24 protein-coding genes and 1 tRNA gene are annotated in these 26,623 nt (G+C 59.1%); 8 read left to right on the forward strand and 17 right to left on the reverse strand.

Going from position 1 to position 26,623, the window contains the following annotated elements:
- Positions 1-12: 12 nt before the first annotated feature.
- The 6 genes from ACI0FG_RS13360 to ACI0FG_RS13385 all read right to left on the reverse strand — a co-directional run bounded on the left by ACI0FG_RS13360 (position 13) and on the right by ACI0FG_RS13385 (position 5,697).
- Complete coding sequence (locus ACI0FG_RS13360; protein WP_419785496.1) at positions 13-1,092, reverse strand: nickel-dependent hydrogenase large subunit; 1,080 nt, start codon at positions 1,090-1,092, stop codon at positions 13-15.
- Positions 1,093-1,104: 12 nt separating this feature from the next.
- The gene (locus tag ACI0FG_RS13365) at positions 1,105-1,473 is read right to left on the reverse strand and encodes an NADH-quinone oxidoreductase subunit C (protein WP_419785497.1); all 369 of its coding nucleotides are present in this window, start codon (positions 1,471-1,473) and stop codon (positions 1,105-1,107) included.
- 20 nt (positions 1,474-1,493) lie between these two features.
- The gene (locus tag ACI0FG_RS13370) at positions 1,494-1,937 is read right to left on the reverse strand and encodes an NADH-quinone oxidoreductase subunit B family protein (protein WP_419785498.1); all 444 of its coding nucleotides are present in this window, start codon (positions 1,935-1,937) and stop codon (positions 1,494-1,496) included.
- Between the two features lie 3 nt (positions 1,938-1,940).
- Positions 1,941-2,789, reverse strand: coding sequence for a respiratory chain complex I subunit 1 family protein (locus tag ACI0FG_RS13375; RefSeq protein WP_419785499.1), 849 nt, complete (start codon positions 2,787-2,789; stop codon positions 1,941-1,943).
- Positions 2,789-4,684 carry an NADH-quinone oxidoreductase subunit L gene (locus tag ACI0FG_RS13380; RefSeq protein WP_419785500.1) on the reverse strand — a complete coding sequence of 632 codons (1,896 nt, stop codon included), beginning with the start codon at positions 4,682-4,684 and terminating at the stop codon, positions 2,789-2,791. The genes ACI0FG_RS13375 and ACI0FG_RS13380 overlap by 1 nt, the downstream gene beginning before the upstream one ends.
- Positions 4,685-5,019: 335 nt before the next feature.
- Complete coding sequence (locus ACI0FG_RS13385) at positions 5,020-5,697, reverse strand: phosphoadenosine phosphosulfate reductase family protein (RefSeq protein ID WP_419785501.1); 678 nt, start codon at positions 5,695-5,697, stop codon at positions 5,020-5,022.
- 53 nt (positions 5,698-5,750) lie between these two features.
- Between ACI0FG_RS13385 and ACI0FG_RS13390 the strand changes: the two genes are divergently transcribed.
- The 3 genes from ACI0FG_RS13390 (at position 5,751) to ACI0FG_RS13400 (ending at position 7,173) form a co-directional block, all read left to right on the forward strand.
- A complete protein-coding gene (locus ACI0FG_RS13390; RefSeq protein WP_419785502.1) occupies positions 5,751-6,182 on the forward strand; it encodes a pyridoxamine 5'-phosphate oxidase family protein in 432 nt (143 codons plus the stop codon).
- A gap of 50 nt (positions 6,183-6,232) precedes the next feature.
- Positions 6,233-6,309: transfer RNA gene (locus ACI0FG_RS13395), tRNA-Arg, on the forward strand.
- Between the two features lie 240 nt (positions 6,310-6,549).
- Positions 6,550-7,173 (forward strand): phosphatase PAP2 family protein, encoded by a 624-nt coding sequence (locus tag ACI0FG_RS13400; protein ID WP_419785503.1) that lies wholly within the window; start codon positions 6,550-6,552, stop codon positions 7,171-7,173.
- On the opposite strand, the gene ACI0FG_RS13405 is transcribed toward ACI0FG_RS13400, so the two are convergent.
- The 7 genes from ACI0FG_RS13405 to ACI0FG_RS13435 all read right to left on the reverse strand — a co-directional run bounded on the left by ACI0FG_RS13405 (position 7,170) and on the right by ACI0FG_RS13435 (position 13,492).
- On the reverse strand, positions 7,170-7,367 hold the full coding sequence (locus ACI0FG_RS13405; protein ID WP_419785504.1) for a YgaP family membrane protein: 198 nt from the start codon (positions 7,365-7,367) through the stop codon (positions 7,170-7,172). The genes ACI0FG_RS13400 and ACI0FG_RS13405 overlap by 4 nt on opposite strands.
- Positions 7,368-7,401: 34 nt before the next feature.
- Entirely contained in the window at positions 7,402-9,123 is a 1,722-nt protein-coding gene (locus ACI0FG_RS13410) for a M14/M99 family metallopeptidase (RefSeq protein WP_419785505.1), read from the reverse strand.
- 105 nt (positions 9,124-9,228) lie between these two features.
- On the reverse strand, positions 9,229-9,936 hold the full coding sequence (locus ACI0FG_RS13415) for a hypothetical protein (protein WP_419785506.1): 708 nt from the start codon (positions 9,934-9,936) through the stop codon (positions 9,229-9,231).
- The gene (locus ACI0FG_RS13420; RefSeq protein ID WP_419785507.1) at positions 9,933-11,192 is read right to left on the reverse strand and encodes a L,D-transpeptidase family protein; all 1,260 of its coding nucleotides are present in this window, start codon (positions 11,190-11,192) and stop codon (positions 9,933-9,935) included. Before ACI0FG_RS13420 ends, ACI0FG_RS13415 begins: the two co-directional genes overlap by 4 nt.
- Before the next feature lie 53 nt (positions 11,193-11,245).
- Complete coding sequence (gene pyrE / locus ACI0FG_RS13425) at positions 11,246-11,806, reverse strand: orotate phosphoribosyltransferase (protein ID WP_419785508.1); 561 nt, start codon at positions 11,804-11,806, stop codon at positions 11,246-11,248.
- A gap of 5 nt (positions 11,807-11,811) precedes the next feature.
- The gene (gene purB, locus ACI0FG_RS13430) at positions 11,812-13,107 is read right to left on the reverse strand and encodes an adenylosuccinate lyase (protein ID WP_419785509.1); all 1,296 of its coding nucleotides are present in this window, start codon (positions 13,105-13,107) and stop codon (positions 11,812-11,814) included.
- 67 nt (positions 13,108-13,174) lie between these two features.
- Positions 13,175-13,492, reverse strand: a complete 318-nt coding sequence (locus tag ACI0FG_RS13435; protein ID WP_419785510.1) for an FmdB family zinc ribbon protein — start codon at positions 13,490-13,492, stop codon at positions 13,175-13,177.
- Between the two features lie 340 nt (positions 13,493-13,832).
- Here ACI0FG_RS13435 and ACI0FG_RS13440 point away from each other — a divergent pair, with 340 nt between their 5' ends.
- Positions 13,833-14,336 carry a hypothetical protein gene (locus tag ACI0FG_RS13440; protein WP_419785511.1) on the forward strand — a complete coding sequence of 168 codons (504 nt, stop codon included), beginning with the start codon at positions 13,833-13,835 and terminating at the stop codon, positions 14,334-14,336.
- Positions 14,337-14,506: 170 nt separating this feature from the next.
- On the opposite strand, the gene ACI0FG_RS13445 is transcribed toward ACI0FG_RS13440, so the two are convergent.
- Positions 14,507-14,707 carry a hypothetical protein gene (locus tag ACI0FG_RS13445; protein ID WP_419785512.1) on the reverse strand — a complete coding sequence of 67 codons (201 nt, stop codon included), beginning with the start codon at positions 14,705-14,707 and terminating at the stop codon, positions 14,507-14,509.
- Positions 14,708-14,965: 258 nt separating this feature from the next.
- Here ACI0FG_RS13445 and ACI0FG_RS13450 point away from each other — a divergent pair, with 258 nt between their 5' ends.
- The 3 genes from ACI0FG_RS13450 (at position 14,966) to ACI0FG_RS13460 (ending at position 18,148) form a co-directional block, all read left to right on the forward strand.
- Positions 14,966-15,238, forward strand: a complete 273-nt coding sequence (locus ACI0FG_RS13450; RefSeq protein ID WP_419785513.1) for an acylphosphatase — start codon at positions 14,966-14,968, stop codon at positions 15,236-15,238.
- A gap of 348 nt (positions 15,239-15,586) precedes the next feature.
- On the forward strand, positions 15,587-16,549 hold the full coding sequence (locus ACI0FG_RS13455) for a chemotaxis protein (protein WP_419785514.1): 963 nt from the start codon (positions 15,587-15,589) through the stop codon (positions 16,547-16,549).
- A 15-nt stretch (positions 16,550-16,564) separates the two neighbouring features.
- Complete coding sequence (locus ACI0FG_RS13460; protein WP_419785515.1) at positions 16,565-18,148, forward strand: DUF885 family protein; 1,584 nt, start codon at positions 16,565-16,567, stop codon at positions 18,146-18,148.
- A gap of 119 nt (positions 18,149-18,267) precedes the next feature.
- Here the strand turns inward: ACI0FG_RS13460 and ACI0FG_RS13465 are convergent, their stop codons facing one another.
- The 3 genes from ACI0FG_RS13465 to ACI0FG_RS13475 all read right to left on the reverse strand — a co-directional run bounded on the left by ACI0FG_RS13465 (position 18,268) and on the right by ACI0FG_RS13475 (position 23,371).
- Positions 18,268-20,007 carry an HD-GYP domain-containing protein gene (locus ACI0FG_RS13465; protein WP_419785516.1) on the reverse strand — a complete coding sequence of 580 codons (1,740 nt, stop codon included), beginning with the start codon at positions 20,005-20,007 and terminating at the stop codon, positions 18,268-18,270.
- A gap of 28 nt (positions 20,008-20,035) precedes the next feature.
- Entirely contained in the window at positions 20,036-20,416 is a 381-nt protein-coding gene (locus ACI0FG_RS13470) for a response regulator transcription factor (RefSeq protein ID WP_419785517.1), read from the reverse strand.
- A 237-nt stretch (positions 20,417-20,653) separates the two neighbouring features.
- Entirely contained in the window at positions 20,654-23,371 is a 2,718-nt protein-coding gene (locus ACI0FG_RS13475; RefSeq protein WP_419785518.1) for an ATP-binding protein, read from the reverse strand.
- Between the two features lie 275 nt (positions 23,372-23,646).
- Between ACI0FG_RS13475 and ACI0FG_RS13480 the strand changes: the two genes are divergently transcribed.
- Positions 23,647-26,469, forward strand: a complete 2,823-nt coding sequence (locus ACI0FG_RS13480) for an SIS domain-containing protein (protein ID WP_419785519.1) — start codon at positions 23,647-23,649, stop codon at positions 26,467-26,469.
- Positions 26,470-26,623 lie beyond the last annotated feature (154 nt).

The raw sequence follows: 26,623 nt of genomic DNA on the forward strand, positions 1-26,623 counted from the left end.
GGCGCATCCTCCTTAGCGTTCAGTGCAACTGATGCACGGGTCGATGGACAGGACGATGACCGGCACGTCGGCCAGCTCGCACTCCGGCAGCATGGCCAAGAGCGGCGGGATGTTGGCAAACGTGGGGGTGCGGATACGCAACCGGTCCAGATGCTTGGTGCCATTGCCGCGGATGTAGTAGATGCACTCGCCGCGCGGCTGCTCCACCCGATGGTAGACCTCGCCCTCGGGCGGGTTGCCCTTGACCTTGACCGCCAGTTCGCCCTCGGGGAGCTTGCCGATGGCCTGGCGAACCAGGTCGACGGACTGGAGCACTTCGCGAAAACGGACCGTGGAACGAGCCCAGCAGTCACCCGAGGTCTCGACAACAGGTTCGAAGTCGAGGGACTGGTAGGCGCCATATCCCAACTGGCGCATATCCTGCGCCACACCGGAACCGCGCAGGGTCGGACCGGCGGCACCGAGCTCCCAGGCCTGATCCTTGGTCATCACGCCGATGCCCACGGTACGGCTCTTGACGGTGTAGTCGTTCATCATGGTATCCTGCAGGGCACGGACTTCCTTCTCCACGATGTCCAGCTCGGACAGAATCCAGCGCAGCTGGTCCGGGGAGAGATCGGCACGCACGCCGCCGATGATGTTCACGGACACGATGACGCGGCTGCCCGCCGTGGCTTCGTTGATATCCATGATGCGCTCGCGAATCTTCCAGAACTGCATGAACAGGGACTCGAAGCCGAAAGCGTCGGCAAAGAGGCCCAGCCACAGCAGGTGGGAGTGCATACGGTGCAGCTCGCTCCAGATGACGCGCAGGAACTTGGCGCGGTCGGAAATCTCGATGCCCATGAGTTCCTCGATGGACTGCGAGAAGCAGGCACCGTGGATCATGGAGCAGATGCCGCACACGCGCTCGCACACGGTGATCATCTGGTTGAAGTCGCGAATTTCACAGAGTTTTTCCAGGCCGCGGTGGACATACCCCAACGCGGGAATGGCTTCCTTGACGATCTCGTCCTCGACCTTGAGGGTCAAGTGGACAGGCTCCGGCAGAACGGGATGCTGCGGGCCGAAGGGAATTACGGTAGTTGCCATGTTCAGCCCTCCCTAGTTCTTGGGCCCGATCTTGAGGTTGTTGGCCAGAGGAATCCTGGTAACTTCCGGATCAAGAAGGAGCGTACGGTTGAAGTCAAGGACCAGGCCGTCGAAGACGACGTCCCACTGGTCACGAATCTCGTTTTCCACCAGCATGGCGGAAAAATACACACCGGAAACGCTGGGAATGGGCTTGTCCATGTCCGCAACGAGACGCAGGTGGGTCGTTTCGAGAGCCTTGTCGAAATGGTACAGGATGCCGATCTTGCCATCTCCCGCATTGTACGTGGAGAAGGTGACCAGGCGCTGCCCGTCATTTTTCATATTCATGACCTCACCGACAACGGTGTCGAGGGTCACGTCGATAACTTTACCTTTCATGTTTCACCTCGTGCGGACGCCTAACCGGCTTCTTCCACTTTTTGCGCGAACTTGGCCAGACCGGCGACAACGCCGTCGATGATGGCCTCGGGCTTGGCCGGACAACCGGGGACATAGACATCGACGGGAATAACCTTGTCGACGCCGCCCACCACGTTGTAGGCCTCGCGGAAAACACCGCCGGTATTGCCGCAGGCGCCGATGGCGATGACGGCTTTGGGCTCGGGCATCTGATCGTAGATGTTCTTGAGCACCTTCTTGTTCCGGTGGTTGACCGTACCGGTAACCAGCAGCACGTCTGCGTGCTTGGGGTTGCCGACATTGATGACGCCGAACCGCTCCACGTCGTAGAGAGGGGTCAGGCAGGCCAGGACCTCGATATCGCAACCATTACAGCTACCGCAGTCAAAGTGCATGATCCACGGGGACTTGGCGCGAGATTTCTTGATGAATGAACCGAACATGACTTACCCCGCGTACAGCCAGATGAGGTTAACGATGGACATCCCTATGCCGAGCAACCAGACGCGCTTGAGCATCCAGCGCCAGGTCATGCGGGCCATGGTGTTGTCCACCAGGATTTCGAGCATGTAGGTCAAAACGATCAGCACGAGCATCCAGAGCACGTTGGTGGACCAGAACATTGCGCAAAGGCCGAGCACCAGAATGGTCTCGTACCAGTGGGCAACCTCAATAAGGCCCAGGTAGGGGCCGGAGTACTCGGTGAGTACGCCCTTGACCAATTCCTGGTGTCCATGATGCGAAGTGGAGAAGTCGAAGGGAGATTTCCGCAGCTTGATGGTCAGGGCATAACCCAAGGCCAGGTAAAGCAGCGGCATCTTGGCCAGCAACGGCTGGTCCAGGCCCCAAACGGCGCTTACCGAGAAGCTGCCGGTCGCCAGATAGAACCCGACGAAGACCAGAATCAGGATCGGCTCGTAGGCCAGGATTTGCAACAGCTCGCGCTGTGCACCGACCTGCGAGTACGGGGACTTGGCGGACATGGCGCCCATGACCAGGAAGACCGCACCGATGGCCTGCACGAAGAAGATCAGCAGCAGGTCGGTCTGTGCGAAGAACATGGCCAGCGAGGTCGCGGCCGCGATGAGGTACACCCAGGAACAGAGGATCTGCCACTGGTTGACCACCATCTTTTCTTTGCCGAACAGCTTGGCCACGTCATAGAAGGCTTGGAGGATCGGTGGTCCCTGGCGGGACTGGAACCAGGCGGTGACGCGACGGTCCAGACCTGCGATCAGGCCGCCGAGCAGCGGACCGGCCACAAGGCCAATGATAACAAGAATGAGCGTATCCATTAGAGAGCCCCTCCTAGCATGAGAACGATCAGTGCGACCGCAAGCGCGTTGAAGATCGGAGTGAGCTTGCCTTCGGCGAACAGCTCGCCCAGGTACAGGTTGCCGCAGGAGAACGGCACCGGCACGTTCATGGGACCGATGTAGGTACCCTCTTCACCGATATTGGAACCGGCAACGTAGGGAGCCACGATCTTGACCTTGCGGAAACCGGAGGCGGCCTTCATCGCGTAGATCAACCCCAGCCCGAGCACGATGAACAGCGGGACCACCAGGAACACACCGGTCGGGCTCTCGAAGGAGCCGAACTCGATGACGAACGGCGGAGCGTTGAACATGGGCGCCACCATGGAATTGTAGATCCACGGAGAGAGCAGGGAGAGAACCACGGAACCTGCACACAGCAATGTGAGCGTGAACCGGGTCAGTGCGGCCTGGCGCTCGGGAGCGGCACCCGCCGCGCGGGTAGCCATGAGCGAACCGGCCCAGCGAGCCAGATAGACCACCATCATGGCGGAACCAATGGCCAGCATGACAATGACCCAGATGTTGTTCGCGGCGGACTCGATGGCCATCCACTTGCCCATCAGCACGCCGAAAGGCGGCAGCATCATGGTCAGAATACCGATGATGGTGATGAGCGCGGTACGGGGATTGCGTGCATACAAACCACGCATGTCCTCAATGTCGCGAGAACCGATGGCCTGCTCGATGGTGCCGACGCACAGGAAGAGCAGGGACTTGGAAACGGCATGGAAGAGGATCAGCAGCACGGCGGCCGAGATGGCCAGCGGCGTATTGATGCCTGCGCAGCAGATGATCAGTCCGAGGTTGGAGACGGTGGAGTAGGCAAGAATCTTCTTGCCGTTGGACTGCCCCACACCGAGGGCTGCACAGGCCAGGAAGGTGAAGGCTCCGCAAAGCGCCACGCCGTCGGAGAGCAACGTCCCTGCATAAAGCGGGGCGAAGCGCAGGATGACGTAGACACCGGCCTTGACCATGGTGGACGAGTGAAGCAGCGCGGAAACCGGGGTCGGCGCAACCATGGCACCGAGCAGCCAGCTCTGAAACGGCACCTGGGCCGCCTTGGTGAATCCCGCCAGACACAGGAAGCCCACACCGGTGATCATCAACGCGCCCTGGGGCGCACCCGCCAGCAGAGCAGAGATGTTCAGCGTATGAGCCTGCATGTAGATGAGCATCATGCCGATGACGAAGGCAAGGCCGCCCAGAGAGTTCATCCACAAGGCGCGGACGGAATTCTTGGTGGCGATGTCGGTGGCGTCATGGCCGATGAGCACGAACGAACACAGGGTGGTTACCTCGAAGAAGAAGTAAAGCCACAGAATGTTATTGGCCAGGACCAGCCCGTTCATTGCGCCCAGGAAGAGCAGCAGGAAGAAAAAGAACCGCGGCTGGCGGGATTTCTTCAGATGCAGATGTTCTTCGTGTTCCTTCATATAAGGAATGGCGAAGATACAGATGAGCGAGCCGACGATGGAAATGACCAGCACCATGATCAGGGACAGCTTGTCCCCGGCCAGCGCCGGGACTTCAGCATGTTCCACCATGATGATCTCGAACCAGGCAAGCAACACGAACTGCGCCAGGGTGAACCCCTGGATCAACAGATTACGGTGTTTCAAGCCGTAAAAGAAAATGACAGCCAGCAAAGCGAAATCCAGTATGGTAACCAGAAAATCGCTGCTGATGCCGAGGATGGAACCGACTGCAAGCGGTTCGAATGTCCCCTGCCCCAGCAATCCCAGGGACGATGCCGCAAGGATCGCACCCGTCGCCACGACGGTCAGATTCCGCACGGCACTCGACCGTACGAAATAGCAGACCAGTGCCGCAACGACTGGCAGAAGGATGAGAAGCGTAAGCAGATTCGACATGATGACCTCGTTTCAGAAGATTGAAGACGAGTACAACGGACACTCGATTTCCGGTTCACCTCCAACCGGAAATCGGGAGCGAATGCACCAAACCCTTAGCCTAGTAAAACTAGGTCAATAGGGGAAGTCCGTACCCAGGTCAAGGCCCCTTCCTGTGAAAAAAGGCTCAATCAGGACCTCGGTAACAGCCTTTCATTTTTGTAAATTCTTTCTAGGTGGCGTCGTTGCGTCATTCCCGACGATTTGGTTTTCAAGACGCTTCAAGAATGTAGGAGAGAAAAAACCGGGAAAAAATCCCAGTATACCCTTCATGTGAAATAGATAACATTATTTTTTTAAAAATAGCCGAGTCCGGTCAGCCGGGAAAGGACCTTTTCCTTGTCCTGGTTCCGTCCGGCGCGCTCCCCCGCCCCCCGTACCGGGAGCGTGGTGCAGGGACGGCACCCCAAAGAGCGATATCCCCGATCGTAAAGCTCGCAATGGGGCAGCCCGAAACGATGGTGGAAGGCCCAGATGTCCTGCTCGGTCCAATCCAGGAGCGGATTGACCATGATGTAGTCGGGATTCCGCCGCTGCTCCAGCCCCTGCCTGCCGCCCCTGTCCGGGTGTTCATCCCGCCGGATGCCGGAAATCAGATGGGTCGCGCCGGTCGTCCGGATGGCCGCCTTGAGCGGTTCGACCTTCAGCTCGCGGCAGCAGGTCACCGGGTCTTTGGCCAGAGGGTAGCCTTGCAGCTCCACCACGGGCCGGGCCACGTACAGGTCTATGCCCCACTCTGCCGCCATGCGGTCCCGAAAGGCCATCACCTCCGGGAATTTGCACCCGGTATCCAGGTTGATGGCCTGGACAGGCCCCAGGCCGTAGTGCTCTAGAATCGTTTTCCAGATGAACAGAGCCGCCGTGGAGTCCTTGCCCCCTGTCCAGGCTACACGTATCCCTCCCGGAGCAACGGTTTCCGCCAGGGAGATCAGGAGCGCCTCAGCCGTCTCTATATGAGTTTCAAGAGTGGACATCGTGGCGCTGTTTATAATGGATTACGGATGATGATGCGAGTAGGAAATTTCACATGACCAATGAGCAACTCCACCGCATAGACAGCATGATCCTGAGCAAGGATATCTGCGTATTGGCAACTTCCGACGGATTCAAGCCCCACGCTACGCTCATGTATTACTTCCTGGACCATGCCGCCATGAAGTTTTACTTCATTTCCCTTGAAGGGTCGCAGAAAATCCGCAATCTCGCCAAATGTCCTCATGTCAGCATGGTCATAGACCAGCGCGAAGAGGGGCTGGCCCTGACCATCGAAGGCGTCTACTCCCCGATACGCCGCAAGCAGACGGCCGAGGCAATCATCAAACTGTTCGTTCTCCGCCACCCGCAATTCAAGGACTTTGCCGAGAATCCGGACACCCGCCTGATCCGCATCGAAGCGCGCACAGCCCAGCTTGTGGACATAAAGGGAGAAAAATTCACTACTAAATTTAAGAATTCCTGAAAAACTGCTTGACGGTTGCGCCGCGAGGGCATAAATCCTTTTTCCACAACGCGCCCGTGGCTCAGCTGGATAGAGCATTCGGCTACGAACCGAAAGATCGCACGTTCGAATCGTGCCGGGCGCACCAGAGAATAAAAGCCCTTTATCAAATCAGATAAAGGGCTTTTTTCGTGGGTCAGTTTCACCGGCCTGAAAGCCCGCTATCCTCTTGAGTTTAGAGACACAGGAACGACGAGAGGCTGTAAACCACGAGTGTTGCCCCAGGAGCCAAAACTGCGGTAGGTTGCCAGGAGGAAGGTTTAGCCCTCACAACGGCAACCGGAAGGTCTCGGGCAACGGCGCGGGCAACATGGAGCAGAGGATTGCAATGAAACGGATACTCGGCAGGACAGCAATGGCAGGCGCGATAGTGGCAGCTGTCATCGTCATCTGTTATTTTCTCGTAGACCGCCCCGTTTCTGAGGCGGCCCATGCCCTGCCCCCTGTGTGGCATTACGTGGCAGGCGTCATTTCCCAGGCTGCAAACCATATGTTCTTCAACGTCCTGCTCGCCGTCGGGTTCGTCCTGGGTGCCGCGTATGGCCTGCAGAACGGCATGACGGACCGGACGCGTGCCGTCTTCTACTTTTGCATTGCTGTCAGCGCAGCCATGCTGTGCGGCGACGTGCTCAAGGAAATCTTCGGTCGGGCCCGTCCACAGCTGCTTTTTGAAAAAGGGGAGTACGGATTCTTTCCGCTAGCAGGAGATTACCTGCACTTCTCGTTTCCATCCGGACACTCGTTGCGCATTTTCTCCAGCATGACAGCTTTGGGCTTCATCTTGCCCGCACTGCGCTATCCGGCACTGGGCCTGGCCGTGCTGGTCGGCATGGCACGAGTGGCCGCGCTCAAGCATTATCCTTCAGACGTGCTCTTCGGGGCGTTCATAGGCATTACAGCCGCAGTCTGGGCATGGCGGCTCATGTACCGGGACACGCGCAACAGGGCTTAATCGTCGCAGCTTTTGAAGCCAAGCTTCTTAAGGATGGTCATGGCCGGGCACCAGCCGGTCATGGATGATTGGAGCAGGTTGAAGCCGACGAATGCCGTCACCCAAAGCCAGTAGGGGCTATGGAAATAGGCAAGAAGCAGACTTGCAAGGACAAAAAATCCGGCCATGCCACGCAGGATACGTTCCACCGTCATGTCGCCAACCTCCTGTAAAAAGGATAAGGAAAAGCTACCGCTCGGCCAGGCCTCCCGCCGTGAAGGTCATGGAGCCGATGTCGCCGAAGGTCGTTGCCTGCCGCACCGTCAGCTTGAGCGGCTTGGCGTAATCCACCTGAAAAGCACTGCCCAAAGACAGGGGCTGGTCATCGGTAGTGGCCAGAATCTTGTCACCAGGGCCGTTGGACCACGCGTCCTTCAGCACATACTTTCCCTCCGGCAGATGATAGCTCCCGCCGGAATTCCAGGGAATAAGCAGAGACTGCCCCATTTCCCCCTCCAGACGCAAGGCCATCACCGTGCGAGGGACTATATCCACATAAAATTCGTATTTCTTGGCGCCCGGTGTCTCGCGCACCACGCGGAAACGGGAAGCGCCCGGAGTCTCGGCCTTCAGATCGTAGCGGCCGATGAAGTTGTCCGGATCGAGAATGATCTCCCAACCCATGTCCTGGCCGTTGTTGGCCCAGGGGATGGCGACAAAGCCCTTGAAGTTGACCACTTCCTGCAGGTTGCTTCCCCAGATGCCCTCCAGGATGAGCTGATCGCCAAGCACGGCATGCAGCACCTCCCCGGCATGAACAAAAAGCGGGTTGCCGTTGAGCCAGCAGACAAAGACCGGCTTGTCGTCCTTGGGCGGGCTGGGCAGCTTGCCGGTCCAGTGCACACTGGCCTTTGCCACGCGCTCACCATCGCTGCGCAGTTCCAATTCTGAAAAGGGCTCCAGGGCCATGCGCCGGGCCTGCATCAGGTTGACGCCTGGACGATCTGAAGCAAACAGAGCAAGCTCGGGCGAAAATTCGCGAGGGCCGTCGGCAAGAGTCCGTACAGCCAGAGTTGAGCCTGGAACCAGATTGATGACCCTGCCACTGGACATAGGCCGCCCATTGACGCTTACCTTTATGTCGCGCTGCGCATAGGCCCGCACGTCCGCATTAGTGAACTCCGGCGGCGTAACATGCACGCCCAGGCGGGAAAGGAGCAGAATAGTGGCGGAAAGCTGCTGCCGCACCTTCCAGCCGATCTGCCGGATATCCTTGCTCACCTCCACGGCCATCGCCGGGATATGATGCTCGGCCAGGGCATAGCAGGTCAGCGACTTGCGCATCTCCGCATACTTGGTTCCCTGCTCGAAAGTTTTGGTATTGAAGAGCTTGAACCGATACGCCTGGGTGGGGATGGCGTCATTCAGTTCCTTCAGCACGGGATTGACCGTATGGGCCAGATTGATCTTGTTGTAGACCAGGGTGTCCACAATAATGGACTGACCGTAGCGCATGGGGTTGCGCAACTTATCCACATAGATCGGGTCGTAGAAGCCGCTCCCTTCGTGCAGGTGGATGAATGCATCGGACTTGCACAGGAAATAGCGGATGACACGGGCAACCCGGTCCTCATAGAACCGATTGTAGTCCTTGTCGAAACGGCGGTTCATATCCACATTTATCTGCCGCTTGTGCAGATTGATGGACGGGACGTTGGCCCGCGGCAGAACGATGAGATTGCCCCGCGTAACCGTGGAACGGCTGAGAAGCTGCGCAGTGATGAAGCCGGACGATTCGTCGCCCTGAATCCCCCCCTGGACCATAATGGTCGGCCCGGGCTGTTCTCCCTCCAGATACACGACCCTGAGCGGATACTGCGTACCGGTAAAGAAAGAGTGTTCCCAAGACCCTGCCAAAGCCGGGGCGGCAACGGACACTATGCAAACAAGGGCGAGAAGGATGCGCTTCACCAAACCAGCTCCTTTCAATTCCACTAACCGTAAGACGGAATGAAGGCCGTCCCCGGTGCGGCAAACGTCCCGCGCAGAGGCAGGACGGCAAACGGAAAGCCTTGTCTAGGCGAGAATATGATACAGGGGATAGGTTTCGGCGAAGATGATGCCGCCGTCACTTCCCTTGATCTCCAGACGCAGGCCGAAAATATCCTTTTTCCCCATGCCGTCGGGCAAATTGAAGGCTGTCTGGATGCGCTTGAAACGCTGAATCTGGAATGCGAGATCCCGCTTATTGGTCTTGGCCACCACCGTCTTGCCATCTTTGGTGACAAAGGAGAAATCAGCCAGACCGGAAATGACCTTGTTGGAGGATTGAAGATTGTTCAATTCGAAGCTGACGTTGACCTTGCGTCCCGCTTCCTTGGCCTGCAAGTTCTCTACGCCGACCTGCTGCGTATCCACACGGGTAAAAATCTTGTTGAGATCGACTGGGGCCTGTTCATCCTTTTTCTCCACCTCGCTTGTGGCGGCGGCAAGCAGGGACTGCAACTCCGCAGGATCGTAGGACTGGAGGATTTTCTCCATGTTGGAGAGCCGTTCAAGGCGGACTTCCGCGTCGACCAGCCGCTGCTCCATGTCCCTGTTGACTTCCCGCAGCCCGGCATTGACCTTCAGGCCACGCACTCCCATGTAGATTCCGCCAACCGCGCAAAGCAGAAGGAAAACCTGGGCAAAGATAAACATCTTGAGCCAAAAGGGGCTGACGCGGTACCGGCTCACGTCTCGGTCGTCCCGCATAAACAGGACGCTATATTTCGAATCACTCATCTTCCGCGTCTCCACTGCTCGCTCTCAATCTTCCAGGTACCGTTCTCCGGGGTAAGGATCATGGTTTTGCGTCCGACATCCGAGTAGCCGGTCGCGTCCGCGAAAGTCTGCAGGAAAGCCACCTGCAGACCATCTCTTGCCTGCGAAACCTTCAAATCGTCGATTTTAACTGTAACAGGAGCAGCCTTCGCCCACAACGCCTTTTTGTAATCAATAATGTTGGTTGCGCCCTTACGCCCCCCCTGCATGGCCGAGGAAGCGTACAAATCCACGTACTCCTCAGCATTCATCGAAAGCCAGGTGTCACGCCACTTTTCGACAAAGGCCTTGGCCTCGTCGGTCACAACGGCCATATACTTGTCGGTCAAATCCTCGCTGGGGGGAGTATACTCACGGCCGACAATGCGCCACGTTCCATCCGGTTCAAGTTTCCAATAGAACCGCTTGCCTGTGGTGGATGCCATCCCGGTGGTCCGGTAGTACTGGTCAAACCAGGTCACCCAATAGCCGGGACCGGCAACGGCCTTTATGTTGTCCACCATGACGTGTATCCACGGCTTGGCTGCAAACACATTCCGCTTGTGGCTGACAAACTGAGTGAAGTCCTGTCCTTCGGAAAGGCTCATGAGAGCTGGATCATAATAACTGAAAAACCGGTCGCTCTCCCCGGCCCAATCCTGAGCCCAGTCGCGCAACCGGTCCGCCAGCAGCTTGGCTGTGGCTTCGCTCTCGCCCTGCTCCGGCGTCCAGGTGAGGTTCGAGGCAATGACGACAGGCATTCCGAAGTCAAGTTCCCGCGCCATGTCGCGCATATCGGGAACCTTGAGGGCCACGCAGCCACGCGTGTCGCGGGGCAGGAACTCCTTGCCACGACCATGAAGCCAGATGCCACCGCCGGTTTTCCCCTGAATACGGTCTACGGGATTGGGATAATTGAGGGCATAGGCAAGGTCGCCATACAGTCCCCAGTCGAGCTTTCTGTTGATCTTGTGGCCCACGAAGTAGACGCCCTCCGGGGTCCGCAGGTCTCCCTCCACCAGCTTGTCACCCAGGGACTGTCCGGTGGTGCAGGGGAAACGACGAACCGCGTGCAGAGGTGACTTGCGCTCCAGCATAATCAGCGTCTGGGCCGCCTTGTCCACGGCAAGAATACGCTTTGGACCATAGTCATGAGAGGAAAGCCGAGGAGACCACCCGTCGGCAAACGCCGGGGTACATCCCAAAATAAACATGATAACCGCAACAAGTATGCGCATGAGAGACTCTGTCGACTCCTGACTGGATCCCTTGCCCGGACCGCCCAAACAGCCTATCTGCCTCCCGCGGCAAGCAGGGCCTGCCGGGTGAAGATGGCCGAAAGGTTCAGTCCGGCCTGCTCAAGATTTTCCCGGCCGCCTTCCTCTCTGTCGAGAACGGCCAGTACTCCCGCGATCTCAAGCCCGGCATCACGCACCCGCTCGGCGGCGGTCAGCAGTGTGCCGCCTGTGGTGCAGACATCCTCCAGCAATACGACCCGGTCACCTTTTTCAAAGTTGGCCAGCCCCTCCAGATATTGGTCGGTGCCATGCCCCTTCGACTTCTTGCGAATGATGAATCCCGGGACCGGACGGCCTTCGAGAAACGAGACCACCGTGGTGCTGGTCACCAGGGGGTCCGCTCCCAACGTCATGCCGCCCACGCCCTTGCAGTCGTATTCCTTGAGCATTTCAACAAAAAGGCGACCGATCAGGTAGCCCCCTTCCGGGTGCAGGGCCGTCTGCTTGCAGTCGAAATAATAATCGCTTTTTCTGCCCGAGGTCAATGTGAAGTCACCTTCGTGGTAGGAGAGCTGGAGCAGCAGCCGTGCCAGTCTGGCTTTGAGTTCAGTCATCCTTTCTATTCTCCAAAAACTCGTTTGAAGATCACGTCTTCATAGCGTTTGTAGTACGAAGGATCAAAGGCTTCGTCAAGATCGTTGGCAACGAGATGCTTCTTTATTTCCAAATCGTTACGAATCTCATCCTCGAACTGGACCTTGTTCTCCCAGCAGCGCATGGCCACCTTCTGGACCATCTCGTAGGCTTCCTGGCGCTTGAGGCCGGTGGCAATGAGCTTGTTGAGCACCCGCTGCGAGTAGAACAGGCCGAAGGAACTCATCATGTTGCGCTGGATGTTGTCCTTTTTGACCACCAGCCGTTCCAGCACGCCGCACATGCGGTGCAGCATGTAGTCCACCAGGGCGGTGGTGTCCGGCATGATGACCCGCTCCACCGAGGAGTGGGAGATATCGCGCTCGTGCCACAGGGCCTGATTTTCCATGGAAGCCAGGGCGTTGCCGCGAATGACGCGGGAGAGGCCGCAAAGGTTCTCGGCGGAAATGGGGTTCTTCTTGTGCGGCATGGCCGAGGAGCCCTTCTGCCCCTTGGAGAATCCCTCCTCCACTTCCAGCACCTCGGTGCGCTGCAGATGGCGCAGCTCCAGGCCCAGCCGTTCGATGCCGCCGGCGAGCATGGCCAGCGAGGTAAAGAACTGGGCATAGCGGTCGCGCTGGACTATCTGGGTGGAGTGGGGGTCGGCCTTGAGTCCGAGAATGGCGCAGGCGCGCTCCTCCAATTCGGGGCTCAGGTGGGCAAAGGTGCCCACGGCGCCGGAGAGCTTGCCGACGCGGATGTTCTCGCGGGCAGCGTCGAACCGTTCCTTGTGGCGCTGGAACTCGGCGTGGAAACCGGCGAATTTCAGGCCGTAGGTGGTGGGTTCGGCGTGGATGCCGTGGGTCCGGCCCATGCAGAGCAGTCCCTTGTGCTGGTGGGCCATATCCGAGAGAACGCCCAGAATGCGGTCGATGCCCTCGGCCAGGATATCCCCGGCGCGGGTAAGCAGAACGCCGTTGGCCGTATCCACGATATCCGAGGAAGTACAACCCAGGTGGATGTAGCGCGAGCTCGGGCCCACCTTTTCCTCGACCGAGGTCAGGAAGGCGATAACGTCGTGCTTGGTGGTCTCTTCGATCTCCAGGATGCGGTCCGTATCGAAATCCGCCTTGGCGAGGATCTCGTCGCACGCCTCCTGGGGCACCCGGCCCATTTCAGTCCAGGCCTTGGTGACGGCCAATTCCACTTCCAGCCAGACCCGGAACTTGTTCTCCAGGGTCCAAAGCGCCCTCATCGCCGGGCGGGAATAACGTTCGAGCATGTCTCTCTCTTCCTCGGATGTACGGTGTCGAATATGAAAAAGGCAGCCGCGGCTGCCTTTTCACGACTTATGATGCCGAACCTGCGGACGATGTGTCCGAGGTTTTTTTTGCGGGGGCTGCTTCCGCCCCTCCAGATCCCGACTTGGCCGGGCAATCGGATGCTTCAGCGGGTTTTTCCGCCTCTCCCGGCTGCGAGCCGGAGTGCTGTCCGCCGTAACCATCCGCAAACCAGCCGCCTCCCTTCAAATGAAAGGAAGAGTGGGAAATAAGCCGCTTGGATTTGCCTCCGCAATGGGGGCATTCCTGTTCTTTTTCCTCAAAACCGGACTGCCAGTCCTCGAAAACAGCCTGGCAGTCTTCGCACTGATATTCGTAGATGGGCATTGCTTTATGACCTGCGGTTTTCCGATAGTTTGAAATCCGAAGGACGGGCCGAGCCTATTTGGCGGCGGCCTTCGCCTCCTTGACAGCGGCCTTGAGGGCCTTCTGGCGACGGTGACGTTTACGGTCCAGTTCCTTTTTGCGTTCGTGCTTCTTGTGGCGTGCCATGATGGTCTCCTTAATATTTCGGCCCCTGTGGGGCTTTTTTTCTTGCGAGCCGCACTTCATATAACAATGCATCCCCCTTTGTCCACCCCCTTCCATCCATATTTTCCCTTGACGCAACCCGCCCGGATGACCATATTTCCCTCCCAAAAGACAACCGTACGGGGGATCGGATATCATGCTAAAAAGCGTCAGCATCAAAAGCGCCGTCAAGGATACCATCAAAATCTTTCAGTTCGACCAGTGGATTCGCTTTTACTTCGTCAAACAGGATGGCGATGATCTTCGGGTCGAAATTCCCGAGGAAATCATGCAGCAGGTGGAGAAGGATTTTCCCAATCTGCACGGCCTGGCCGACATGATGAACAACGCCCCCATAGATTACCAACGCTCGCAGGAAAACGTCTGCGCCCATGTTGCCGCCCGCCTGGACGGACAGAAGTACGACCCCACCATCCTGCCCCAGGTGTTCGACAACGCCACCTTTAAGATTGAAATGTACATCTTCAATGTCTGGCTCAAGATGCACGAGCAGCACCTGGACGAAGAATACATGGATTTCGGCCAGTGGCTGGAGATGTGGGAAGGCTGGAACTCCCTGGATCAGGTCAAGGAATACCGCAAGAAACTGATTGAAAACGGAACCGATCCCAACATTCCGACCTGCGGCACCGCCCAGTAGGCTCCCGCCCATACAAAAAGGAAAGCCCCCCAAGCGACAGCTTCGGGGGCTTCATTTTATTCTCTGCCGATTTCATTCGGTCCTGCCGTGTCCGGCCAGCGTTGTCAGCCCGTTGCAACCGACTCAGCGCCTTTCCGCTCCGACCAGCCCCTGGCCGAGACACAGCGTCGTCACGGCCTGGTCCATGGCCAGGACGCCGTCCGAATCCCCATATAGACCAAATAGACGACGGACGTTCTTTCGGCATCCTGTTTCAGCACCAGCCTGAGCATGGGCTTTTCCAACAGGAAATTCGCCTCAAGCAACCGACCTCCGTCCTCGCCATCACACCGAAGCAGCCCGCGAATGACAAACTGGTTGAAATTGGCCATCCCGGCACGGGAGACGACACGACCGGGGAGCTTGGAGACCAGCAGGAAGAGAGCGCATGCGAAACCTCTGCATCGGGTTTAGAAGCAGCCTGAGCCAGGGGAAATTATCCGGAGCAGACGCCGATGGCAATATGGAGATACGGGTTCCACCGCTGTGTTCACACGATTTTGCCGGGCCAGGACCCTTTTCATAACCGCGTTTTTCCCGTATACTCGGTCAGCTGTTTGAAAAATCACACTCATTGGGAGGAAGTACGAATGATCAGTTACACTTGCATAGTGGAAGGCAAGGTTGCGGGCACCAACTTTCAATCCTGGGCACAGGACACAGCCCAACAGCTCGGCCTCACCGGATGGGTTCGCAACATCGCGGACGGCAAAGCCGAAATCCTGCTCCAGGGCGACGCGCAGGCCTACGCGGCTTTTCGTGAAAAGCTGAAGACCGAAGCTCCGATCATCGACCTCGTCGACATTTCCTGCAACCCCATCGAGTACGATAAAGAACATACGGACTTCGCCATTCGGGGATAACGAAACCCGATCGGACAATTTCCCGGAGGACCCGTCGGCGACTTGCACAGATCGGGTCCTCTTTTTATCGCCGCCACTTTCTCTTTCGCCTAAAATACCACGCCCCGAAGTGGCCGCCGGACGGGTTCCCCACCCCTGTCGAAAAGACAGCCGGACAGGCAGAGTGCCGCGGGGATAAGCCGCCGTGCCATTCGCCACAATATTAGCCGATACGGTATCGGAGATCCCGGTGAATGAGCCGGGAATTGACACTATTTTCAGGCAATGCGGGCTTGCAACCGCCCAATCCCTTGGTATATGTAGTAGAGCACGTAAATGGCGCGGCTTCCTCGCGCCCAGGGAGAGCCGATGCCTGAGACCAATATCCTGCTGGAATCCGGGACCAATGAACTCGAAATTGTCGAGTTCTACCTGGAAGAGCAGAAACAAGGACGCACCTACCGGGGATTCTACGGAATCAACGTAGCCAAGGTCCTGGAAATACTCCAATTGCCGGAACTGACCGACATGCCTGAGGCCGCTCATCCCGCCGTGCTCGGAGCCTTCAATCTGCGCAAGGAAATCATTCCTCTGGTGGACCTGGCCGTCTGGCTCAAAAAGCACCGCCAGGAGCAGGAACCGCCCAAGGTCATCGTCACCGAATTCAACCAGACAAAAAGCGCCTTTCTGGTCTCCGGCGTCACCCGTATCCACCGCATCAACTGGCGTCAGGTCGAAGCGCCCACTGGCTATGTTTCCTCGCTCACGGTCAACTCCATTACCGGCGTCGTCAAATTTCCCGACCGCATCGTCTTCATTCTGGATATGGAGAAAATATGCATGGATCTCGACCCGGAGCATACCCAGATCAAGGAGATACCGGAAAACATCCGGCAGGAAATTCAAGCCCGGGAAATCCGGGCCGTCGTGGCGGACGACTCCACCATGGCCCGCAAGATGATCGCGGGTATTCTGGAGAAGGCGGGTTTTCTGGTCACGCCCGTGGAAAACGGCGAGGAGGCGCTGAAGCTGCTCAGGCAATACGCCGACAAGTCGCATGACTCCGGCCGACCTCTCAACGATTTCGTGGATGTGATGGTCACGGATATCGAGATGCCCGTCATGGACGGCCACACCCTGACCCGCAACATCAAGGAAGACGGCCAGCTTCGCCACCTGCCGGTGGTCCTCTGCTCCTCCATCATCACCAAGACGCTCCACCACATGGGCGAATCAGTCGGCGCCGACGCGCAGATTTCCAAGGCCGAACTCGGCGACCTGGTGCCGCGCATCCGAACTCTTCTGGACCAGCAGCCCGCCGCCGCGAACTGATCCGAGTCACCTGTCATGAAAATGAAAGCCGCCGGTAAATATTTCGCCTATGTAGGCAAGCACTTTCCTGTGATGTGCGCCTCGGGAGCGTTCGAGTTCCTGCCCCCGGTCAACGAAGCCGCCCGCTGGCTGGACCGGTTCGATGATCTATCCCAATCCGGCTTGGCCAAGCATGCCACCCGGCTGCGCAAATTCCAGAAGGAATTCGACATCGCGCGTTCGGGAGCGACCACGGACCTGGAACGGGCCACGGCCCGTGCCCTGACCATCAGCGCCGGATGGGCCGCCAGCGTGCTGGATCTTGTCCGTCCGTGGGAACGGGCGCCGGAATTTTTCCTCCAGGTCGCCTTCACAGGTCTGGAGCAGGCCGTAACCCTGCCGAGCAAGGACACGGCCGCGCGGGAAAAACGATTCGTCAAACGACTGCGCGGCATCCCCGCCCTGCTCGACCTTGCACCGCAGAGCATCGAAGCCGTCAGCCCGACAAGCCGTGGAACGGCTCAGACCATGATCCGCGACTGCGCCCGTTTCCTTTCCGGACTGGAGCGGGACGACCTTGGCAAGATGGGCAAGGCACCGCGCTATCTGGCCGAAGCCCTGCACGCCCTGCGCGAATATGATCGTTTCGTGGCCTCCTGTCCCGAGGTGCCGGAACTCGGAGGCCCGCCCTTTGACCGCATGGTTTCAGAAATGGTCGGCGCGGACCGCCACGCCGGAGACATCTTTACCGTTGCGGAAACCGAATATCACCACAGGCTGGATGCGCTCAGGCAGCTGGAAACGAGCCTGGGCCAGCCGTGGCAGGATGCCCTGGCCGAGTACAACGGCCCGGCAGAGCCGGATATCTCCGCCCTGGATGCCGTGGTTCGGGAGATGCACAGGCTCCGTTCTTTTATCTTCCAGAACGCCATGCCCGGCGTATTTCAGGACAGCGGCCTGCGTGTGGACTCGCTGCCCGTCCATCTGGCGTCCACCCTGCGGCCCATCCACTATGACCCGGCACTGGGCGCGTGGCCGGGCGAACAGTCGCACTGTCACGTCAGCGCACAACTTTTCACCGGACGGGGTTTCCGCGACGACGAAGCCCGGCTCCGGCGCATGCGCCGCGAATATATTTTCATGACGGCCCGTCAGACGTACCCCGGCCGCCACCTGCTCGACTCCCAGCGACGCGCCCTGGAAGACACTCCCATGGCACAGATTACCAATCCGCTCTTCATGGCGGGCTGGCTCGCCATGGCCGAGGATATGCTGGAGGAACTTGGCTATTTGACCTCGGACCTCGACCGGCTGGTGCACCACCACCGAGGGTTGTGCCGGGCCGCGCTGGCCATGATCGACGCCGGGCTGGCCAAAGGGGACCTGGATCAGGACCGCTGCCTGACCATTCTGGAAGATGCCGGATATTCGCGCGAGGAGGCCCTGGATCGGGTACGGTCAATCCGCCTGAATCCGGCCAGCCGGGTCATGCCCATTCTGGGACTGGCCGAGATGAACGGCCTGCGCAAGACCTCCGGAATGGACACAGCGGAATTCTGCCAGCGTCTGTTCGCCGCAGGGCAGCTTCCCCCGGACGACATGACCGGCATTCTTTCCTGACAGCTGCCTCCCGCCAGGGGAGGGAATCCGGGGAAAAGGAATGACCCTTCAATGCGAGAGACTTCATTCCGAGCCTCGCCTGGATCATGATTCCCGTATGGTTGATTTTGAAGGGCTGATCAAAGGCCAGCTAAATTGACGATTTCGGACAGGTGGTTCACACGGGTGCCCTTGACCCGTTCGGAGAGCTGTTCGACACGCTCCACGTTTTCCATGAAGAAATGGACGAGCCGGTTGTCCAGCTTGCCCTCCTCGGCTTCGCGGGCCAGGATGTTCATGGCCTCGCTGCGGGTGAAGGCTGGCTTGTAGTGCCGCTCCTGGGTCACGGCGTCGTAGATGTCAACAATGGACATCAGGCGGCTCTGCATCAAAATGGCGTCGCCGCTCAGGCCGTCGGGATACCCGGAACCATCCATACGCTCGTGGTGCTGGCGAATGATGGGCAGCATATGGGTAAAGCCTTCCAGCATGGGAATGTGCTGAAGGATGCGTTCGCTCTCCGCCGGATGGCGCTGAATCTCCTTGCGCTCGTCCGGGGTCAGGTTGCCGTATTCCAGCAGCAGGACATCCAGCTCGTCGTCATAGAGCAACGGGAAGGAGTCCTTGCCCGCAGGCCAGGACCGGCTGCCCAGCTCGCGCACATAATCCAGGTCCGCAGGCTCGGGCGTCATGGAACGGTTGACCCGCCGAATGTGGTCAAAGGCTCCCCGCCAATCAAAATCACTGACCTGCCCAAGCAGCCTGAACCGGGCGCGAATGACTTCCATCCGGCGCTTTGGCAGCCGCGTCTTCTTGGTCAGCACATCTTCCTTGATACCGATCTTGCCGACATCATGCAGGATGCCTGCATAAAAAAGCTCGCGCAGATTCTGGTCTGAGAACCGCACATCCGGGAATTCACGTGCGCCGTTGAGCAATGAGGCAAAGGCCACCACCAGATGCGCTACCCGTTCGGAGTGGCCTGCGGTAAACGGGTCCCGCGAATCAATGGCTTCGGCCAAAGCGCGCAGGATGGCGTTCATCAACGTCTGTACGCCCTCGAAATTGAAAGCGTTGCTCACGGAAATTCCAGCAACCGAGGCCAACGTCCCCAGGCTCTTGCTGTGGGCGGCCTCGAAGAGGCCCTCATTGTGGGAGGCGAGGAGCAACATGCCTTCGCACCTGTTGGGGGAAGACAGAGGAATGAGCGCCATGGACCCAAGGTTCGGCAATTCATCGGACCAGCGTTCATCGTCCTTCAGGTTGTTGACGATCTCCCGCTTGCCCGTAGTCACAACCTCGCGGAACAAGCGGCTCGCCACTACGGCCTCAAGGTCGGCACCAAAAGGAAAACCGAACTGCACGGCCAGCCGGAAATGGCTGCTCCCCGGCTCGGAAAGAAAAACCATGCCGAATTCCCCAGGATAGTTCTCCCGTCGGCATTCATCAATGAGCGCGCCCACCACGTCACGCATTCTGAGTGAGGTATTAATGGCCGGAACGGAACGATGCAGCAGGGCCAGTTCACGGTATTTGGAAAGCGCCTCGTCGGCTATGGAACGGCGTGCCCACTCCATGTCCAACAATTCCTGAAGGGAATAGGCAAAAAATTCGAGTTGCCGGGCACACTGCTTGCGGTCCGCGTCTCCCGACAGGCGCATCAGCAGCTGTCCCTGATGCCCACCGTCAAAGTGCAGAACCGCGAAAAGCACGTCCTCACGGTCCACGCCGAAGCCGTCGAGCCCTTCCGCCCCTTCGACAATCAGCACTTCGCCCTCATAGGCAATGCCCAATGCGCAATTGCAGCCCACAAGGTGAACCGCCTTGCTCAGGAATTCGCGCAGTGCCTTGGGGCGTATGAACTTCTTTAGCGGTGTCATGGAGAGAGGCGGCGGTAGTCCTGGCGAATTACAGTTGCAGCAAGTCTTTGGAGACCTTCAGGATTTCATCGGGATCGAACGGCTTGGTCATGTACATCTTCGCACCGAGTTCCAGCCCCTGTTTACGATCCACCTCCTGACCCTTTGCCGTGAGCAGGATGATCTTGATGCCTTTCAATGCATCATCCTCCATGACGATACGGCATACCTCGTAACCGTTCATCTTGGGCATCATGATATCGAGAAAGACCAGATCGGGCTGTTCATTCTTGATTATCTCAAGTCCTTCCTCGCCATCGGAAGCGGTCAGCAACTCCACACCGAATTCGTCTTCCAACTCCTCCAGTGTCTGTTCCAGGAGCATTTTGATATGGACTTCATCATCAACGATGAGAATTTTCTTCGGCACTTGTTCCTCCTTCGACGCCACCATGCCTATTCCAGTTCAACTAAAAAAAGATATTGCACGAAACAGGATGGATTCGCAACGTTAACATTGCATTATCACTAAGATATCCCGCACTCCGCTGCCAAGCGACCGAAAAAGGACAAAAAAGCGAATGGTACGGCATCCCTGCCCTATTAAGACAGTACCACCGAAGCTTCCCTATGAGAAGATGATTATATTCCCAATGTCAGGGTGGAATCAGGAATGAACGGGAGAGAGCGCGGACGGATCAGCCCCAGCGGGATCGGGCAACAGCAACACCTGCACTCCGGGCAAGGAACAGATATGCGGCAGGTCCACAGTTGTCGCCTGCGACCGGGGAACCAAAACGGTCCCGGCAAAGCCGCCGTCCAGATACTGCAGGAGATCGCTTGTCGAACAAGGGGTGATCTGCTCCGTATCCACCTCCGCCAGGGAACAGGCGGGGCCGGGTTCCTGGCCGGTCAGGGCCAGCATGGGACGGCAATGGCAGCCGTCCCCCAGCAGGGCGCGAACCGTATCCACAAAGGCCTCGTTCTCAATGGGCTTGAGCAGCACAACGTCCCCTAGGGCATCATGCTGACCATCCACTGCCGAAATGACGATTATCGGGATGGCAGCCAGATCCGGGTCCGCTTTGAACGCCTCGATGGCCGCCCGCCCGTCCATCCCCGGCATGAGCAGGTCCATGGTCACCAGATCCGGCCTGCGGGCACTGGCCTTTTCCAGGGCGTCACGGCCGTCTCCGGCCACCTGTACGCCGTAGCCAGCCCGTTTGAGCAGCAGGGAAAGATGCTCCCGCACAATAGGGTCGTCATCCACCACCAGCACCAGTGGGCAGGACAACGGCGCGGCCATGGGCAGGGTCACATGCATTGCGGCTCCATGCCTGCCGTCGGACTCCGCCCATATGGCACCGCCGTAGTGTTCGACGATCTGCCGGGAAATGGCCAGCCCCAGGCCGGTGCCCGCCGGTTTGTGGATCAGCGTGTCACCCTGCTGAACCTGATGGAACTTGTCGAAAATGCTTTCCAGGTTGTCGCTATCAATGCCACACCCTGTATCCTGCACGCAGATGTGCACGAGCTCCCGTTCATCAACATAAAGATCGAGCGCAACCTCGCCCACTCGCGTAAACTTGGCGGCATTACTCAGCAGATTGATGATAACCTGCTGCAACCGATCCGGATCGAAATGGACCGAGGGGACGCGATCAAACCGACGCGCCACCAGTTTGACCTCGGGACGCGCCGAGAAAAGTCCGCTGGCCGCCTCCATGGCACCGCCCACCACCTCACCGGGATCGACATCCATGAACGGCCAGGCCTCGCGGCCGGATTCGATACGGCTGAGGTCCAGTACATCATTGATCAGACGGGTGAGCCGTTCTCCCTCGCTGCCGATGATGTCCAGGTTTGCTTCAATGCGTTTGCCCCGGCGCCTCTGCTCCTGCTCACTGGCCAGCGGCATGAAGATACGGGAAAAATCGCGTTTGATGAGCTTGGAGAATCCGAGGAGCGAGGTCAGGGGCGTGCGCAGTTCGTGGGAGACCGAGGAAAGGAAGGAAGATTTGAGCTTGTCCAGTTCCATGAGCCGCCGATTGGCCTGGCGAAGCTCCATGGCCTTCTCCACCAGGACCTTGGTGCGCTGCCGCACCAGGTCCTCCAGGTCGGAATTCATGGAAGCCATGTCCAAGTCGTGCCGCTTGCGCTCGGTCACGTCGTTCAGCACCACCACGGTTTCGCCCTGGCCGGTGCGGTAAACGTTGATCGCCACCCAGGAGCCGTCATTCAACGGTTCCTCCAGCTCCGGCCCGGCGGTACGAAAATGGGCAAGATGGCCCTTCACCCAATCTTCCTCTCGGCCGATGGCGTTGACGAACAGACCGTTTTCCGCAAGCTGGCGCAGGCTCTGCTCAATGCCCATGCCCGCGTACATCGGCGCGGACTGCCAGACCACCCCCTCCCGCACCTGACGGTTGGTCAGCACGATCCTGCCGCTCTGGTCGTAGAGCAAAAAGCCCTCCGAAATGGAATCGATAGCCTCAAGGAGCCGGTCGCTGGCGACAGCGGCAGCCCCCTCCAGCTCGCCAACCAGCGCCGTCATCCGTTCGGCCATGGTATTGAGGGCCTCCCCCAACTGGCCGAATTCATCCGCCGAAGCGACGGACACGCGTGCCTCAAGGTTGCCCAGGCTCAATTCGGTGGCGGCATCGCTCAACTTCAAAATACACCTGGCCACGGTCCGGTTGAGTACAAAGATGATGCTGCAAGCCAAGAGCAATGCAAACACCACGCTCGCCACCAGACCGTACTTGACCAACCGGCTGTTGCGCTCAATGGCAACATGCGCCCGGTAGGCCGTGTCCGTAGCCGAAATGGCCAATTGCCGCACCTGGGAGGAAAGATCCAGATAATCGGTGTCCAGCTCTCCCCCCAACCTGCTGAAATCCGACTCGCGCCCGCCCATGAGCGCCGCTTCCACCAGGGAGTTGAAATCCGCCGAGTAGCGGTCGATGGATCTGTGCAGATCGGCCAGCCTGGCAGCCGAGGGAGAACGGTCCTTCCGGACCTCGGCAAAACGCCCCATTTCCTGAAGCCATATAATGTTGCGCCGGGCCTCACCGATACGTTCCGCGAACTCCGAGGCATAGGCATTGCGCGCGTTTTGCAGCCCCAGGTCTTCCAGACGCAGGGTGAAATCCCGCTCGGCCTGCCGGGCCAGTTGCAGCCGGGAGTCCACCTCCAGGGCGAGCCGCTGCATACGCATGGAATCAGCCACGATATCTCCGGCCTTCTGCTCCAGAACATTGAGCGCGACAAAGCCGATGGCCGCCACAAAAAGTATGAGGGCCAACATGGAACCAAGCGCGACCGCGAACTTGCGGACCACGCCCATGGAACGCCATGTGATATAGATGTGTTCGATCGGGTTCATCCCTGTCCCACTCCCCTTCGGCATACCGCCAGGACCTTGCGCCCCGGATCACGCCGCCTGCCGGATGCGCCGCCTCAGCTCCCCCCCTATTCCGGCAATCCTCCTCCCTAGACCATCTGTGCAAAGTTGTCCAGCATGCTTCCTCAGACACAATGGCCCTCTCCTCTTTGCCTTGCAAAGAACCGGCAGGTAACGTAACTCTCAGGCCGCGCGGACAACCGCTTTGCGGCCTGTAGCCTCCCTAGAACCCAACGTCCACCAGGAGCTCGTATTCAATGTGTGGCATCGCTAGTTTTCTGAGCAACCGGCAGTGGGCCAAGCCTGCCGACACCCGGTGGCTCGCCCCCCTTGAGACCGCTTTTGCCGACGCCCTTGTCGGCGACATAGAGGACGCCGCCGCCCCCCTGGGCGAACTGGCCTCCCATTTCCATGACCTTATGTCCTTCAGCCTGCACATGGCTGCCGTGGCCGATCCCGAAGTGAAGGGTCGGCTGAGCGCCATTCGCGACAGCCTGCGCAAGCTGCGCAATGCCGCCGCCGTCAAGCTGGAGCAGGGGCCCCGCACCGACGCCCTGGAAGCGCTGCGCGAATCCCTCGACGACTACCTCTGGCAGCTCGAACGCGAGATGCTCAACAACATGGACCGCACCCTGGCCCTCATGCCCACCGCCCTGCGGAACAACGCCGAGGCTCGCGACCGGCATTTCCTGGCCTGGGCCACCGAGATGGTCTTGGAATCCATCGACAAGCTCGAAGTCCGGGGCCGGGACTCGGCAGGCATTGCCGTAGCCTTCATCCTGCCTGCGGACTGCGATCCGGAGCTGGCCCTCGACGCCGCCCAAAAGGCGGAATTCTGCGACCGCTGCTCCATTGCCAACGCCGACACCCGCCAGGTGCTGGTACGCAAGCTGGACGACGGGCGCACCGCCTGCCGCTTCCTCTACAAGGTAGCGCAGCTCGTAGGCCAGCTGGGCGACAACGGCGCGGCCCTGCGTGCCTCCATCGCCTCGGACCACCTGCTGTGGGGCATGGCCGAGGGTGCCGTCACCGTGAACATCATCGCCCACACCCGCTGGGCTTCCAACGGCATCATCTCCGTGCCCAACTGCCACCCGGTGGACGGGCTGGTGGAAGGCGACGTCTCCACCGGTCTGGAAAAGACCATGTTCGTCCTCAACGGCGATGTGGACAACTACCGCACCCTGGTCGAAGAAACCGTCCTATCCAAGGGCGCATACATCCCGCCCGTCATTTCCACGGACGCCAAAATCCTGCCCGTGCTCTTCCACCTGGACGGCCCGCAGTCAAAGAACGCCGAGGAGCGGTTCCGCAACACGCTCAACCGGTGCGAGGGCTCCCTGGCCGTGGTCATGCAGAACCTGAACAATTTCGATTCCCAGTTCCTGGCCCAGAAGGGATCGGGCCAGTCCTTCTACGTAGGCCGCACCGACGACGGTTGGCTGGTGGCCAGCGAGGCCTACGGCATGGCCGCACGCGCCCGCTCCTCCTACCCCATGGCCGTGCATCACCAGGGCGGCGTCTCCGTCATCCTGCGCGACACCGACCCGGCCGACGCCGTGCCCGAGGCAAGGTATCTGGACGGCAGCGGATCGGCCCCGCTCAAGGAAGAGAAGATCGAGATTTTCTCCCGCGACATATTCCGCGGCGAGTATGCCCACTACATAGAAAAAGAAGTGCACGAGGCGGCGGGCAGCGTCCGCAACACCCTGCACGGCAAATATGTGCGCGAAAACGGCGAGGTCCACTTCCTGCCCGAAGGGTTCGGCAACGGCCCGGCCCTGGTGGAGCGCTTCAAGAGCGGCCAGCCGCCGATCAACCGCATCATCTGCGTGGGCCAGGGCACGGCCGCCGTGGCCGCCATGGCCGTGGCCCATCTGCTGCGGCGCGCACTCAAAGGCAGTGACCTTTCCATAGAATCCTACACCGGCAGCGAGCTCATCGGCTTCATGGGCGACGAACCCATGCACGACGTGCTGCTCATCCCGGTCTCGCAGTCCGGCACCACCACGGATACCAACCGGGTGGTGGACCTCTGCCGCGACCGCGGCGCGTGGGTCAACTGCATCGTCAACCGACGCAACTCCCCCCTGGTCCAAAAGTCGGATTCCTACATCTACACCAGCAACGGCCGCGATGTGGAAATGGCCGTAGCCTCCACCAAGGCGTTCTACTCCCAGGTGGCGGCGGGCAAGCTGCTCTCCCTGTGGCTGGCCGACGCCATGGGTACCATGGACAAGCAAGCCGTCAACCAGGACATGGATGCCCTGGAGCGCCTGCCCGAGGCCATCGACACCGTGCTGGCGGGCAAGGACAGCATTGCCGAAGTCGCAAAGAAATACGCCCCCGTCCACCGCTACTGGGCGCTGGTGGGCAACGGAGCCAACTGCACCGCCGCGCAGGAGGTCCGCATCAAGCTTTCGGAGCTATGCTACAAGTCCATCCCCTGCGACGTCACCGAGGACAAGAAACACATCGACCTCTCCACCGAGCCGTTGACTCTGGTCATGGCCTCGGACCTGCCGGAGATGGTCGTCATGGATACGGTCAAGGAAACCACAATCTTCAAGGCACACAACGGTTCACCCATCGTCTTCTGCGCCGAGGACGAGACCCGTTTCGACGGTGTGGCCGAGGCGACCATCAAAGTCCCGCGCGTCGGCGGCGGCCTGGACTTCGTGACCGAAACCGTTGCCGGACACTGGTGGGGCATCTCCGCGGCCAAGGCCATCGACGGCCATGCCGAGCCCTTCCGCGAAGCGCGCGCCCTGCTGGGTAAAATGATCGAGACCCCGTCCAAGTGGGATCGCACCGCCCTGCTCACCTCGCTCAACGCCTGCGTGGACCGCATCGCCTCCGGCGCCACGGATTCGGCCCTGCCCGCACGCATCGCCGCATCCCTGGCCAACTACATGCTCTGGCTGATGAACCAGTCCCAGGCCGTCTGTGCAAGCGAAGCCCGCCTGGCCGACATCCTGGCCATCCTGAACAAGGCCATCGAAGAAATGACCCGCCCCATCGACACCATCCGCCACCAGGCAAAGACCGTGACCGTCGGTATCAGCAGGCCACAGGGATAATTGGATTTGTAGGAGAGTAATAAAGTTGTTTAGTGAGTAATAAAGTTGTTAAGTGAAACCGCTTCTGGTATGTTGTTCATGATGAGCAAACCAGGAGCGGTTTTCTTCTGGCCAACAACAAGTATTCTCTGACAGAGCCCACAATCCGAAAATG

It is taken from the genome of Pseudodesulfovibrio sp. 7M6, from assembly GCF_050058625.1.
GTDB classification, from domain to species: domain Bacteria; phylum Desulfobacterota; class Desulfovibrionia; order Desulfovibrionales; family Desulfovibrionaceae; genus Pseudodesulfovibrio; species Pseudodesulfovibrio salinus.

Coding starts and splice junctions, on each gene's coding strand:
- ACI0FG_RS13360 (WP_419785496.1), bottom strand. CDS start 1,092: ATGGCAACTACCGTAATTCCCTTCGGCCCGCAGCATCCCGTTCTGCCG.
- ACI0FG_RS13365 (WP_419785497.1), bottom strand. CDS start 1,473: ATGAAAGGTAAAGTTATCGACGTGACCCTCGACACCGTTGTCGGTGAG.
- ACI0FG_RS13370 (WP_419785498.1), bottom strand. CDS start 1,937: ATGTTCGGTTCATTCATCAAGAAATCTCGCGCCAAGTCCCCGTGGATC.
- ACI0FG_RS13375 (WP_419785499.1), bottom strand. CDS start 2,789: ATGGATACGCTCATTCTTGTTATCATTGGCCTTGTGGCCGGTCCGCTG.
- ACI0FG_RS13380 (WP_419785500.1), bottom strand. CDS start 4,684: ATGTCGAATCTGCTTACGCTTCTCATCCTTCTGCCAGTCGTTGCGGCA.
- ACI0FG_RS13385 (WP_419785501.1), bottom strand. CDS start 5,697: ATGTCCACTCTTGAAACTCATATAGAGACGGCTGAGGCGCTCCTGATC.
- ACI0FG_RS13390 (WP_419785502.1), top strand. CDS start 5,751: ATGACCAATGAGCAACTCCACCGCATAGACAGCATGATCCTGAGCAAG.
- ACI0FG_RS13400 (WP_419785503.1), top strand. CDS start 6,550: ATGAAACGGATACTCGGCAGGACAGCAATGGCAGGCGCGATAGTGGCA.
- ACI0FG_RS13405 (WP_419785504.1), bottom strand. CDS start 7,367: ATGACGGTGGAACGTATCCTGCGTGGCATGGCCGGATTTTTTGTCCTT.
- ACI0FG_RS13415 (WP_419785506.1), bottom strand. CDS start 9,936: ATGAGTGATTCGAAATATAGCGTCCTGTTTATGCGGGACGACCGAGAC.
- ACI0FG_RS13420 (WP_419785507.1), bottom strand. CDS start 11,192: ATGCGCATACTTGTTGCGGTTATCATGTTTATTTTGGGATGTACCCCG.
- pyrE (WP_419785508.1), bottom strand. CDS start 11,806: ATGACTGAACTCAAAGCCAGACTGGCACGGCTGCTGCTCCAGCTCTCC.
- purB (WP_419785509.1), bottom strand. CDS start 13,107: ATGCTCGAACGTTATTCCCGCCCGGCGATGAGGGCGCTTTGGACCCTG.
- ACI0FG_RS13435 (WP_419785510.1), bottom strand. CDS start 13,492: ATGCCCATCTACGAATATCAGTGCGAAGACTGCCAGGCTGTTTTCGAG.
- ACI0FG_RS13440 (WP_419785511.1), top strand. CDS start 13,833: ATGCTAAAAAGCGTCAGCATCAAAAGCGCCGTCAAGGATACCATCAAA.
- ACI0FG_RS13445 (WP_419785512.1), bottom strand. CDS start 14,707: ATGGCCAATTTCAACCAGTTTGTCATTCGCGGGCTGCTTCGGTGTGAT.
- ACI0FG_RS13450 (WP_419785513.1), top strand. CDS start 14,966: ATGATCAGTTACACTTGCATAGTGGAAGGCAAGGTTGCGGGCACCAAC.
- ACI0FG_RS13455 (WP_419785514.1), top strand. CDS start 15,587: ATGCCTGAGACCAATATCCTGCTGGAATCCGGGACCAATGAACTCGAA.
- ACI0FG_RS13460 (WP_419785515.1), top strand. CDS start 16,565: ATGAAAATGAAAGCCGCCGGTAAATATTTCGCCTATGTAGGCAAGCAC.
- ACI0FG_RS13465 (WP_419785516.1), bottom strand. CDS start 20,007: ATGACACCGCTAAAGAAGTTCATACGCCCCAAGGCACTGCGCGAATTC.
- ACI0FG_RS13475 (WP_419785518.1), bottom strand. CDS start 23,371: ATGAACCCGATCGAACACATCTATATCACATGGCGTTCCATGGGCGTG.
- ACI0FG_RS13480 (WP_419785519.1), top strand. CDS start 23,647: ATGTGTGGCATCGCTAGTTTTCTGAGCAACCGGCAGTGGGCCAAGCCT.